This window comes from Corynebacterium anserum (genome assembly GCF_014262665.1).
GTDB classification, from domain to species: domain Bacteria; phylum Actinomycetota; class Actinomycetes; order Mycobacteriales; family Mycobacteriaceae; genus Corynebacterium; species Corynebacterium anserum.
Genome location: NZ_CP046883.1, coordinates 342,500 through 355,194 on the forward strand (window position 1 = coordinate 342,500; position 12,695 = coordinate 355,194).

Annotated in this window: 9 protein-coding genes; 5 read left to right on the forward strand and 4 right to left on the reverse strand. The window is 56.7% G+C overall.

The annotated features are described in order from the left end of the window. The first annotated feature begins 228 nt into the window (after positions 1-228). From groL to ppk2, 3 genes are all read left to right on the forward strand, one after another. Positions 229-1,872, forward strand: a complete 1,644-nt coding sequence (gene groL, locus GP473_RS01325) for a chaperonin GroEL (protein ID WP_185769498.1) — start codon at positions 229-231, stop codon at positions 1,870-1,872. Positions 1,873-2,290: 418 nt separating this feature from the next. After that, the gene (locus GP473_RS01330) at positions 2,291-2,686 is read left to right on the forward strand and encodes a hypothetical protein (protein ID WP_185769497.1); all 396 of its coding nucleotides are present in this window, start codon (positions 2,291-2,293) and stop codon (positions 2,684-2,686) included. 372 nt (positions 2,687-3,058) lie between these two features. Continuing rightward, positions 3,059-3,958 carry a polyphosphate kinase 2 gene (ppk2, locus tag GP473_RS01335; RefSeq protein ID WP_185769496.1) on the forward strand — a complete coding sequence of 300 codons (900 nt, stop codon included), beginning with the start codon at positions 3,059-3,061 and terminating at the stop codon, positions 3,956-3,958. 213 nt (positions 3,959-4,171) lie between these two features. Here ppk2 and GP473_RS01340 read toward each other — a convergent pair whose 3' ends face one another. The 4 genes from GP473_RS01340 to GP473_RS01355 form a co-directional block, all read right to left on the reverse strand. Next, positions 4,172-8,089 carry a Pls/PosA family non-ribosomal peptide synthetase gene (locus GP473_RS01340; protein ID WP_186277018.1) on the reverse strand — a complete coding sequence of 1,306 codons (3,918 nt, stop codon included), beginning with the start codon at positions 8,087-8,089 and terminating at the stop codon, positions 4,172-4,174. Between the two features lie 125 nt (positions 8,090-8,214). Beyond that, on the reverse strand, positions 8,215-8,670 hold the full coding sequence (locus GP473_RS01345) for a MarR family winged helix-turn-helix transcriptional regulator (protein ID WP_185769494.1): 456 nt from the start codon (positions 8,668-8,670) through the stop codon (positions 8,215-8,217). A gap of 202 nt (positions 8,671-8,872) precedes the next feature. After that, positions 8,873-9,181 (reverse strand): rhodanese-like domain-containing protein, encoded by a 309-nt coding sequence (locus GP473_RS01350; RefSeq protein WP_185769493.1) that lies wholly within the window; start codon positions 9,179-9,181, stop codon positions 8,873-8,875. Positions 9,182-9,326: 145 nt separating this feature from the next. Continuing rightward, on the reverse strand, positions 9,327-9,809 hold the full coding sequence (locus GP473_RS01355) for an inorganic diphosphatase (RefSeq protein WP_186277019.1): 483 nt from the start codon (positions 9,807-9,809) through the stop codon (positions 9,327-9,329). A gap of 187 nt (positions 9,810-9,996) precedes the next feature. On the opposite strand from GP473_RS01355, the gene dacB reads away from it, so the two are divergent. Both dacB and tilS read left to right on the forward strand, forming a co-directional pair. Further along, positions 9,997-11,394 carry a D-alanyl-D-alanine carboxypeptidase/D-alanyl-D-alanine endopeptidase gene (gene dacB, locus GP473_RS01360; protein ID WP_246394832.1) on the forward strand — a complete coding sequence of 466 codons (1,398 nt, stop codon included), beginning with the start codon at positions 9,997-9,999 and terminating at the stop codon, positions 11,392-11,394. A 15-nt stretch (positions 11,395-11,409) separates the two neighbouring features. Then, positions 11,410-12,681, forward strand: a complete 1,272-nt coding sequence (tilS, locus tag GP473_RS01365) for a tRNA lysidine(34) synthetase TilS (RefSeq protein ID WP_246394833.1) — start codon at positions 11,410-11,412, stop codon at positions 12,679-12,681. The last annotated feature ends 14 nt before the right edge of the window (positions 12,682-12,695 follow it).

Here is a 12,695-nt window from a genome sequence, read left to right on the forward strand (position 1 = left end):
GCCCCGGCAACGCTATGAGCGAACATTGCTCCTTCTTACTCTCCAAAATCTTGCACTCGTCCTAGGAGAGTGCTAAACAAGGGCTAGCACTCGATGTAGATGAGTGCCAATAAAAGCACCATCAGATGCAGTGAGAATGGACGTCGCGACATTCGTCCATTCATGCCGTCGCGGGCGCTGGGTCTGAACCGAACGTGTCGCAAAACTCAAACGGAGGATCACAGCCTAATGGCTAAGATGATTGCATTCGACGAAGAAGCACGTCGCGGACTAGAAAAGGGTCTCAACACCCTGGCAGACGCCGTGAAGGTAACTCTCGGACCAAAGGGACGCAACGTTGTCCTCGAACGTAAGTGGGGCGCGCCAACCATCACCAACGACGGTGTGACCATTGCTCGTGAGGTGGAGCTCGAGGATCCATACGAGAAGATCGGCGCAGAGCTCGTTAAGGAAGTAGCAAAAAAGACCGACGATGTAGCTGGCGACGGCACCACCACCGCAACAGTTCTTGCTCAGGCTTTGGTACGCGAGGGATTGCGCAACGTTGCAGCAGGCTCCAACCCAATGGGTATCAAGCGCGGTATCCAGGCTGGTGTGGAGAAGGTCACCCAGCAGCTTCTGTCTTCCGCTAAGGAGATCGAGACTCAGGAGCAGATCGCTTCTACTGCCGGTATCTCCGCTGCTGATCCAAAGATCGGTGAACTCATCGCCGAGGCTATGTACAAGGTTGGCGATGGCAAGCTGAACAAGGACGGTGTGATCACCGTCGAGGAGTCCAACGCATTCGGTGTGACCCTGGATGTCACCGAAGGTATGCGTTTTGATAAGGGCTACATCTCCGGATACTTCGCTACCGACATCGAGCGCGGCGAAGCTGTTTTGGAGGATCCTTACATTCTGCTGGTTTCCTCCAAGATCTCCAACGTAAAAGATCTTCTTCCACTGCTGGAGAAGGTTATGCAGTCCGGCAAGCCACTGCTGATCGTTGCTGAGGACATCGAGGGTGAGGCGCTGTCCACCCTGGTTGTTAACAAGATCCGCGGTACCTTCAAGTCCGTTGCTGTGAAGGCTCCGGGCTTCGGTGACCGCCGCAAGGCTCAGCTACAGGACATCGCTATCCTCACCGGCGGCCAGGTTATTGCTGAAGAGGTTGGCCTGTCTCTGGAGACCGCAGATCTGCCACTTCTGGGCACTGCTCGTAAGGTTGTTGTCACCAAGGATGACACCACCATCGTTGATGGTGCTGGTTCTTCCGAGCAGCTGGCCGGCCGCATTAAGCAGATCCGTCAGGAGATCGAGAACGCCGATTCTGACTACGACCGTGAGAAGCTCCAGGAGCGTCTGGCGAAGCTGTCTGGAGGCGTGGCTGTTCTGCAGGTCGGTGCCGCTACTGAGGTTGAGCTGAAGGAGCGTAAGCACCGCATCGAGGACGCCGTGCGCAACGCTAAGGCTGCTGCCGATGAGGGCATTGTTGCCGGCGGTGGAGCTGCATTGCTGCAGGCTTCCCACGTGCTGGATGACAATCTCGGTCTCGAGGGTGATGAAGCTACCGGTGTTCAGATCGTCAAGGCAGCCCTGTCCGCTCCTCTCAAGCAGATTGCGCTGAATGCGGGTCTGGAGCCAGGAGTTGTTGTGGATAAGGTGGCTAACCTGAGCGACGGCGAGGGACTCAACGCTGCAACCGGAGAGTACGTTGATCTGCTGGAGGCTGGCATTTCTGACCCAGTGAAGGTGACTCGTTCTGCTCTGCAAAACGCTGCGTCTATTGCGGCATTGTTCCTGACCACTGAGGCTGTTGTGGCTGACAAGCCAGAGCCAGAGGCACCTGCAATGCCAGGGGGCGACGAGATGGGAACCATGGGCGGCTTCTAAGCCGTTGATCTCGTCTTCGTATCTTTCATTAGTCCCCGTGTCGGAGGTATGTGCTTCCGACACGGGGACTTTTGGGCTATGGGCGACTGACTCGTGTGGGGTGGGAGTTGGTGTGCGACGCCACGGATCGGGGTGGGAGTTGGTATGCGACGCCACGGATCGGGTGCCGAATGGGCCTTAATGGGGGTAATTTTCTTCGTTATTTTCCTGCCTGCACCCTATAGAAAATGCGAATTTTCCGGGTGAAAAGCTCGCGTTCCCACCTGCAGATATGGATAATTTTGCATATTCTTACACAAAGCGTGTGGGGTGGTCCTAGCGGGGAATGATCCCGTACAAACTTCCGCTTCAGGTCTTGTGCCCATGTGAAAACTCAATACAGTGAACTCCGATGCTTCCCATTGTGAGCATCGCACTAATGACACAGTCTGTTGGCACCGCGCAACGTCATGATGTGCCAACGGTATTTCAAGGGAGAATAAACGTGGAAATCAGCGCATTCAATGACCTGATCGAGAACTTGGGTACCCTGTTCGAGGGTGTAGGCGACTTCTTCGCAGCATTCAAGGATGTCTTCGCGGGCATCGGCAAGGCTTTTGATGCTGCGTTCAACATCGATGAGGCTGTTGGCGGCTCCTCTGATCTGCTGGTTCCGGACGCTGAGACTCCAGATACCGACGCCGCAGCTGGTGCTACTGACGGCGCTGCTGGTGCCGCTGAGGGTGCTGCAGATGCTGCTGAAGGGGCGACTCAGGGCGGTTCCGAGGGTGCTGCAGATGCTACCGAAGCTGCTGCCGAACAGGTGAAGAAGTAATTCTACGGTAGTCTTCGCCTCCCTATAACTCTGACGTCTCGGCGCTGATGAGGTGAGGAGTAATCCTGTATTCAGGGTTTTGTCCGCACCGGTGCTGAGGCTCGATGAGGAGCTGGGGGAGACGTTGAGCACCAAGAGATCCCGTCTGGGTGGGCAATGATGCTGTGCCAGGCGGGGTCTTTGCCATATACGCTCTGTGCTGTATTCCTACCGAGCATCGCCTCACGAATGACGCAAACGGGGGCGAAACCGGAAATGTAACGGTGTGGCGAGTCCGCTGGAAAGGATAGAATCAAAGCGTGCAAAGGTCATGATTTTGATGGCCACGATGCGCACTTTATAAAGTCGCATAGCTAAAAGGAGTACGGCGTTATGGCCGAAGACAATCAGGACGAATTCCACGTTGTTGACCTGGCAGCCACCGAGGGCTACCTCGTCGATGATTCTGACGAAGACGATCCAGTACTGATCACTCCGGATGGGCACCGCGTGGATACCTGGCGCGACCAGTACCCATACGACGAGCGCATGAGCCGCGAAGAATATGAGACCACGAAGCGCGCTCTGCAGATCGAGCTGCTGAAGTGGCAGAACTGGACGAAGGAAACCGGCCAGAAGCACATCATCATCTTCGAGGGGCGTGATGCCGCTGGTAAGGGTGGCACCATCAAACGCTTCAATGAGCACCTGAATCCTCGTGGCGCTCGTACTGTGGCTTTGGAAAAGCCGTCACCGCGTGAGTCCACTTCCTGGTACTTCCAGCGTTACATTCAACACTTCCCTTGTGGCGGTGAAATCGTCTTCTTTGACCGTTCTTGGTACAACCGTTCCGGCGTGGAGCGAGTCATGGGTTTCTGCACAGAATCTCAGCACGCGGAGTTCTTGCGAGAGGTTCCTATGCTGGAGAACATGATCCTGGGCTCCGGTATCTCCTTGACTAAGTTCTGGTTCTCTGTCACCCGCAAAGAGCAGCGCACTCGCTTTGCGATTCGTCAGGTAGACCCAGTTCGTCAGTGGAAGCTTTCCCCAATGGATTTGGCGTCTCTGGACCGTTGGGAAGACTATACCCGTGCGAAGGAAGAGTCTTTCCGTTACACGGATACCAACGAGTCTCCTTGGATCACCATCAAATCCAATGACAAAAAGCGCGCCCGTATCAACGCGATGCGTTACATTCTTTCTAAGTTCGAATACACCGGCAAAGACCATGAGGTTGTGGGTGAGCCTGATCCTAAGTTGGTCAAGCGCGGTCGCGACCAGATCGGTGACTAAGAATCGGTTGATGCAGAGCGGTTTCTCGCTGTGGTGAGAGCGACTGTATCTAGGACGAAAAGCTCGAGCATTGTGGTGCTCGAGCTTTTCGTCTTTTTCGTCTTGTGCAGCGTTATTCCAGAAGACATGGGGCTCCCTCCCCACATGTCGAAGGTGTGTGGCTGCGTCTGTTTTTCGAAGATGGTTGGCCCCGCCGAGATCTTGAAAATGTGTCTACGTCCAAATCTCGATGGGATTACCTTGCCAGCGGCTGGATGGTGGAACGTGGTCTCCGCGCATCACCAAGGAGGCCGGTCCTACCGTGGCGTCCTTTGCGAGCCGGGAGGCCGGCAGTGCCACGGAGTGTGGTCCTAAGGTGGAACCTTCATCGAGGGTGACTGTGTCGAGGCTCATCACGCGATCTTGGAAGAGATGCGTTTGGACCACACAGCCCGGACCGACGGTTGCACCGCGACCAATGGTTACTAGATCGGCCTCAGGTAACCAGTAGGTGTCCAGCCAAGCACCTGTACCGACTGTGGCACCCAATGCGCGGAGGAATACGTTGAGGCTTCCAGTTCCCAGGGTGTGCGCTAAAAACCAGGGTCCAGCAACTGTTTCGACGAACTGATCCTGCAGTTCATTCAGCCATACGAACCAGCTCCACAGAACGTGGTCTCCGGGGGTGATGCGTTGCACGCACAGCCATTTCATGCACACGGTGATCGCAGCAGCGACAAAGCCAGCGGCAATGAGTACAAAACCGGAGAGGCAGAACACAGCCCACGGGCCCCAGTGCATCAGAATCCATTGCAGAGCTACTAGCACTCCAGCCATGATGGCTGCGGACACCATCGGAGCCAGTAGCCGGAGTGTCTCCACCAGGCCGCGCGCGCATTTGAGGGCGAAGGTGGGGTTGTATGTGCGAGAGTCGCCTTCGGCCTCCACCTCGACTCGACGCAACCTCTCCGGAGGAGAACCAATCCAATTGCTGCCGGCTTTTGTCTTCTTTGGGGTGGAGGACAGCACCGCAACCAGGGAGTTTTTCTTCAGAGTCCGGCTCGGACCGGCGATGCCGGAATTGCCTAAGAAGCTGCGTTTGCCCACGCGCGTATGGCCGGAAAGCATCCACCCGCCCCCGCCCAATTCATAGCCGCCGACCATGGTGTCATCTGCGAGGAAAGCTCCCGCTTTGACTTCCGCGAAGGCAGGGACCATCACTGCCGTGGAAATTTCCGCATCTTTGCCGATGCGAGCGCCAAGACTGCGGAACCACAGTGGAGTCAGCTGAGCCGCATACATAGGGAAAAGGTAGGTGCGAGCTGCGTCCATGAGACGTTCAATAGCCCAGATGCGCCAGCCGGTCGCGGAGCGTACAGGGACCACACCTGGTTTGATCCCGATGGATAGTATACGCACCGATATCCAGGTCAGGGCTGTGTAGATGGCAAAGCCGATGAGACCTCCTGGCAAAGCCCAGGCTATGGAGGTCAGGAGGATAGAGAGGAAACTTGTGACGTCGGGAGACAGGGTGGATATACCCCATGCGACGAACGCTGCGGCGGATCCTATAGCGATCAGTGGCAGCAGGGAAAGTAGCAGAGAGCTTAGACCGTATACCGCAATCCATAGCGGACGGCGTGCGGGAGCCTCAGATGGCCAGCGGGAACGTACCTTTCCCACTTTGACCGCGGGAGAACCTGCCCAGCGAGAACCACTCTTCACTTTCTTCTCGCCTCTGACGGCAGAACCTGCCTCAACGGAAGCCTTGGATCCGATACGTGCGCCGGGTAGCACTGTAGAACGAGCGCCGATGGATGCTCCCTTGCCGATGTCGATGCGTCCCACATGCAGTCGGTCGCGTTCTATCCAATAGCCGGACAGATCCACTTCTGGTTCTACGGAGCATTGGTCTGCGAGGGTCAGCAGGCCAGTGACGGGTGGCAGCGTATGTAGCTGCACGTCTGTGCCTACATCCGCACCGAGCCAACGGGCGTATGTGGTGATCCATGTGGCGCCAGAAATGTCTCGGGCACCACATGTGTCTGCGATGCGTTCGGCCGCCCAGATACGCAAGTGAACGGCACCACCGCGGGGATAATTTCCCTCTGTGATACCTGCGGTGACCGCTCGGATGAGAATGGCAGATAAGGGCAAGCGCCCCAGTGGGGTAGCGAAGATCAGTAGTGCAAGCGCGGCCCATAGCCATGACAGCCGGCCGAGATCCACTGGGGCGAAACCGGCGACGATCTCCACGCCGGATGCACTGAGTAGCCAGTTAGCGACCAATAGCCAGGCCACCCACTGAGCGCCGGCGAGGGTCATCGCTGGAATTTGAATGAGTGCTTGTACGACGCGGGTGGTTGCACTCACCGGAGTGATGCCAGGAAGCTCTGGCTGCATGGCTGCGTTATTGGCTATAGCTGAAGTGCCGCCGCGGCAAGAATCTATGTACTCTGCAAAAGCTCCGAGCCGAGAGTGGTCGTAGAGGTCACGGACGGAAATTTCCGGTACGCGTTCGCGCACGCGCGCGACCAGCGTAGCAGCTGCCAGTGAGGTACCACCAAGCGAGAAAAAATCCACGTCTGGGCCTAGAACAGTGGTGCCCAGAGCGTCGGAGAATAGTTCTGCGATCCAGCTCTGGGTGGGGGTGTCGAAATGCGACTCACCGCGAGAGGGCAAAGGCCAGGGCAGGGCTCTCTTGTCGACTTTTCCCGACGTGGTCACGGGCAAGCTATCCACAGCGCAGAGCCGTGGAACCATCGCGGAAGGGAGGTCTTCCTGGAGCTGGGCACGTGCGGTCTCGATATCGAAGTCATCGGCCGTGCCATGTTCGGGGGAGATGTAGCCGACGAGGACTTTGTCACCTCCACCCGTTGTTTGCACGACGACGGAAGAACTGCGGACGTTACTGAGGCGGGAGAGGCAGGCATCGACCTCGCCCAATTCGATCCGGCGACCGCCGATCTTGACCTGGTCATCGACGCGACCAACGAAATACAGGCCGTCTTCCTCCAAGCGCACATGATCACCGGACCGGTAGGCTCGGCCCCACCCCAGCTCCGGCATAGGGGCAAATTTCTCCGCGTCCTTTTGCGGGTCGAGATAACGCGCTAACCCGACGCCACCAATGATAAGTTCGCCCGTCTCTCCCATTGCGACGGGTTGATTGTCGGAATCCACAACTGCGAGATCCCAACCAGCCAGAGGAAGCCCAATGGAAACGGGCTTGATTCCATCCATGGTTGTGCCGCAGGCGACGACCGTGGCTTCAGTCGGGCCATAGGTATTCCACAGCTCTCGGGAACCGTTGGACAGCCTGGCGGCTAATTCCGGAGGACAGGCTTCACCACCGAAGATTAGTAAACGGACGGCATCGAGTGCTTCGTCCGGCCAGAGAGAAGCGAGTGTTGGCACGGTGGAGACGACCGTCACCGATTTGGAGATCAGCCAGGGGCCGAGGTCCACGCCGGAACGTACGAGGGAGCGGGGAGCAGGAACCAGGCATGCCCCATGACGCCAGGCTAGCCACATCTCTTCGCAAGAGGCGTCGAAGGCAACGGAGAGCCCAGCGAGGACACGATCTTCGGGGCCTAGTAGGTCCTCTTGAAGAAACATGTGCGCTTCAGCATCGACGAAGGCAGCGGCACTACGGTGAGACACTGCTACGCCCTTGGGCGTGCCGGTAGACCCCGAGGTGAAAATTATCCATGCATCGCAGTCCAGGGTGGGGCCGGTGTCATCGGTGCGGTCTGAGCGTGTGTGTTCAGTGAAACAGAGTCCGTCCGCCGTGTAGATAGCCTGCACCTCCGCTTCACCAAAAACGAGGGCTGCACGCTCATCTGGATCATCCGCGTCGACAGGGACGTAGGCAGCGCCCGCTGCGAGGGTGGAAAGGATGGCGATGTATAGATTGCGCTCGCCGGAGGGCATACGGATGCCGATGCGGTCGCCGCGGCGAATTCCGCGTGTGGTTAACCACTCGGCTGTCGTGAGTACTTCCTGCAGTAATTCGCTATAGGTGATCACGCCGTGGCCGTCATCGATCGCCGGCGCATCAGGATAGGTGTCAGCGGTGGTTCGAAGGATGTCGAGCAGTGTGCGGGCTGCAGGGGCCTGAGCGGATCGAAGATACTGCGAGGGAATAGGCACCGGGAATCATCGCCTTGGGGAAGAAGCCTTGCGGAACTAGTGGAGGAGTCCTCGTGGAAGGAGAGTGTGTGAGTGGGGCTGAGATAAGCGAACAGCCGCGCTCGGTATAGCGCGGCTCAGATCAGCTAGGAGGATTCTGGAGAATCGGCGGCAATGATGGACTTTGCTAGCTTTCGCAAGTGCTTGAGCTGCTTAGAAGTGGAATCATCGAGGGCTTTGTCTTCTGCCGCTGTGACTAACGGGCGCAAGTTCGCGTAGGCCTTGGAGCCTTTCTTAGTCACTGAGATGATTTGGCGACGACGGTCTTTCGGATCTTTAACCCTCTTCGCCAGGTTGCGTTTCTCTAGGGAATCGACGAGGCGAACCATGTCAGAACGGTCCACGCCGAGAATCTCGCCAAGAGTAGCTTGGGATGCTGCGTCACCAGCGACGAGACAGGATAAAACCCAATACTCACGGAGATTGAAACCTTCGGCCGACAGAGCTGCTTCCACGAATTCACGAGTGCGGCGCCGCAATCTTTCCAATTGGAAAGAAGGGGAGCTGAGAAGATCTGCCGGCAGTGCGAAAGTGTCTGACATAGGTCAAAACTTTACTCGCGGAATATGGGGGCTGTCTAATTGTAGGTGACACCCATTAATGAGGTTATTCTTGGGCTGGAGGAGCTTGATAGAGCGCTTCAATAAAGCACGTCAACGGGGTGGAGGCAACACTAACAAGGTTGGAGACAACACCAGAGGGTACTCCACCCACAGGAGTGCGTTCAGCTCATAAGCGCAGTGCTTAACTATCGCCCTCGACGATCGGCAGCCCCGCATCGCGCCACCCAGCAGAACCATTGGAGACATTGATGGAGTCGATGCCATTCATTTCGAGCCACTGGCATGCTCGAGCCGAGCGACCGCCCGATAGGCAGATCACATAGATATCCCTATCGAGATCAAGCTCGCCGTAGCGGGTTTGTAGCTCGGTTAGTGGGAGGTTAGTTGCACCCTTGGCGTGCCATTGTGCAAACTCATCAGCTTCACGCACATCGATGAGCTGAGCATCTTCGGGGACTTCGTTAGGCAATACGGATTCAAAATTACTCATGCTTGCACAGTGTAGTAGTCCCGAAATTCCACGTCTTAGGTCTCCTAGTAGAAAGTCCGGGAACAGTCTCCGTAGATAGTTTGGGAACAGTCCCCTCCCCCCGTGGGGGACTGTGGCCGACCCTGGATGGTGGGGCTGAGGGGTGTTACTTATAACGCTCGATGGAATCGTTGAGGATTTTCAGAGCTTCATCCTTATTCCCCCAGCCTGAGCCATTAACTTCCTTGCCGGGCTCCAGATCCTTGTAGTGAACAAAGAAGTGCTCGATTTCATTGCGGGTGAACTGATCGATGTCTTCGATGTCCTGGAAGTGGTCGAAGCGAACGTCATCGAGGACACACAGTAGCTTGTCGTCGCCACCGGCTTCGTCGGTCATTTTGAATACGCCGACTGGACGAGCTTTCACAATAACACCTGGGAAAACTGGTTCGGGCATGATGACCAGGGCGTCCATCGGATCGCCGTCCTCGCCCAGAGTGTGATCAATGAAGCCGTAGTCAGCTGGGTAAGCCATTGGGGTGAACAGGTAGCGATCCAAGTAGACCTTGCCAGTCTCATGGTCGACTTCGTATTTGTTGCGCGAGCCCTTGGGGATTTCGATTGTTACTTCGATGCTGTTGGTGCTCATGGGGTGGGCGCCATCCTTTTTCGCATTGGCTAGACAAACGTTGGACGTGACCATCTTATATGCACTCGGATGAAGTTGGTGAAGGGCGTTGTCAAAGGTCATACAGGAAGCGTTGTCAAAGGTCATACAGGAAGCGTTGTCGTAGGGGGAGAGGTGCTATGTCTCACGTACCGCTAGAGTGCTTAGTGTGAGTGAGAACAAAGCGTCGAAGAAGAAGTCGTTGACCTGGTGGCTGCTGTCTATCTGTGCGTTCATCCTGGTGGTCGTAGTCATTGCGGTTGGTGCTTTGTGGTGGAACTCCACCCAGAACTTCGATGTGAAACCTGCACAAACAGCGGAAGCTGTGGAACCAGTATTGGGGCCAGCTGAAGGTGGGGATGGTGCACCGAATGTTGTGGCCGCAGTTGCACGTACCTCGAAAGACAAGGATCTGGGCAAGCTATCCGCGGAAGTAACCGATGTGCTGACCGGGCAGGTTGTGTGGACTTCCGATGAGAACCGCCCTCTGGTTCCCGCTAGTTCCACCAAACTGTTTACCGCTGCGGCCGCACTGTTGGCTTTGCCGGCAGACGATCGCCAAGAAACCTACGTGGTTCAGCAAAAACCGGGTGAGTTGATTGTCGCTGGAGAAGGGGATGTAACGTTATCGAACACCCCCGGTGATGGTTTCTTTACAGATGCAGCCAGCGTTAAAGAATTGGCTGATTCAGTGAAAAAGAACCTGGGAGACCAGAAAATTACCCGCATTGTGGTGGATAATTCCGTGCGAGGTGGGGCGACTTTCAACCGAGCCTGGGATCGAGCTGATATCGCCGGTGGAAATGTGACGGATGTGGATTCTGTCATGCTCAACGCTGGTCGAATCCAACCGTTACAAGCCGATTCCGCACGTTCTACCACCCCGGCGGAAGACGTAGCAGCTTCTTTGGCCAACTTCTTAGGCGCCACCAATGCGGAGATCTCCGTGCAGGATAAGACCCCCGCCAGCGACATGCTTTTGGATACAACGGGTAGCGCTGTAGACCACCTGCCTGACGGCTTAACCTGGTTGGGAGGGGTGGAGTCCGCTCCGTTAAAGACACGGCTGCGAGACATGTTGATTAATTCTGACAACATCCTGGCCGAGGCCACAGGCCGTGAAATTGCCGAGAGCCAGGGAGCAGCCCGAGATTTCACAGGCGCCACTGAATCCACTCTCAAGGTATTGGCGGACAATGGTCTGGATGTAGGCAACGCAGTATTGACCGATAATTCTGGAATGTCTAACCGAAACCGCCTGACAGCGCATGACCTAGACGGAGTGCTATCGAACGAGAAACTGCGGGCATTGCTGGATATGTTGCCTGTTGCGTCGGCTGAAGGCACGTTACGTTCCCGGTACAATGATGGTTCTGGTGCGGAAGCATCTGCTGGCTGGGTACGCGCGAAAACAGGAACCTTGGATGGAGTCAATGCCCTCGCTGGCACAGTGACTACTAAGGAAGGTCGTCCATTGACCTTTGCTTTTCTGTCCAACGACGCGGAGACCACCCTGGGGCGAGCTGCTTTGGATCGTCTGGCTAACTCTCTGCGGAATGCTCAGTAGAAAACGTACGCGAAGTTGACTCACCGATCATCTCGCTCCGCAGTGTCCGCGGCGTCACATGTGCGCCGATGGATGGATCACTTGCGCGCAAATTATCCATCGGCTTATCGGGATCTGGCTACACCCAGCTGGGAGCCCCGCAGGGGGACAAATTCCGGCAGCGGCAACGCCGAGCAGGACATGAGCGGCATCAAGAGTGTGGTGGTGGGGCTTTCCGGCGGTGCTGATTCCCTTGCTTTGACCATTGGAGCTGTACGCGCCGGTCTTAGCGTCCACGCGGTGGTGGTAGACCATGGCCTCCAGGAGGGCTCAGATCGTGTTGCCCACAACGCTGCTGAGCAGGCCTGTAAAATTGGCGTGGCCGAGGCGGATGTCGTGCGGGTGCACGTGCCGGGTGCGGGGGAGGGGCCAGCGAGAGAGGCACGTTATAAAGCACTGGGCAGCATTGCTGCTGGCCGTCCGTTGTTGGTTGCTCATACGGCCAATGATGATGCAGAGGGTTTCCTCGTAGCCCTATCTCGAGGCTCGGGTACTCAGTCTCTGGCTGGAATGCGCTCCGTATCTCTACGTCACCCGGCCGTCACCTGTGGCGCCGCCTGGGTAGGTAGGCCGTTGCTGGCTGCATCGCGCGCAGATACGGAGGCCGAGTGCCTACGCAGCGGGTTGACATGGTGGGAGGATCCACATAACTACTCGCAGCAGTATCTGCGTTCTCGCGTGCGCCAAGAACTACTTCCTGTTATGGAGGAGATTCTGGGTTCTTCCGTTCGTGGCAATCTTGCTCGTTCTGCTCGGATGCTGCGCGAGGATGCCGACGCACTAGATGCGTGGGCTGTCGAGGCCCTCTCAGCGTGCACCATTGAAGATGAAGACCATCCTGATAACTCGGGTGAGGACGGGGCAATGCGGTTGAAGGACACGGTGGCGCAACCGCAGGGCAAAGCAATGCCACTGGATGAGGTGGCACGACTGGATGAAGGAACAAAAGCACAAGCGAGGATGCTGGCGGTGGAACGGTTAGCTACTTACCATTCCGCTGTGAGATACCGCGTGTACAAGCACTGGTTGAGCAAGCTGGCCGGTCCTCTCACCGCTTCGCATATTCATGCCATCGATGCGCTCGTTGTGCGATGGCGAGGTCAAGGGGCAGTCTCTGTCCCTTGGGCGCAGCACTGTCCTACAATGAACGAAGATCGGCGCGCCTCGCATCATTTGGTTGTGCGCCGTGTTGGCAAGACCCTGATTATTGACCATCTACTGCGACAGCCATACTCCGAGGGACGGTAACCACGAGATGTCGA

Coding starts and splice junctions, on each gene's coding strand:
- groL (WP_185769498.1), top strand. CDS start 229: ATGGCTAAGATGATTGCATTCGACGAAGAAGCACGTCGCGGACTAGAA.
- GP473_RS01330 (WP_185769497.1), top strand. CDS start 2,291: ATGACACAGTCTGTTGGCACCGCGCAACGTCATGATGTGCCAACGGTA.
- ppk2 (WP_185769496.1), top strand. CDS start 3,059: ATGGCCGAAGACAATCAGGACGAATTCCACGTTGTTGACCTGGCAGCC.
- GP473_RS01345 (WP_185769494.1), bottom strand. CDS start 8,670: ATGTCAGACACTTTCGCACTGCCGGCAGATCTTCTCAGCTCCCCTTCT.
- GP473_RS01350 (WP_185769493.1), bottom strand. CDS start 9,181: ATGAGTAATTTTGAATCCGTATTGCCTAACGAAGTCCCCGAAGATGCT.
- GP473_RS01355 (WP_186277019.1), bottom strand. CDS start 9,809: ATGAGCACCAACAGCATCGAAGTAACAATCGAAATCCCCAAGGGCTCG.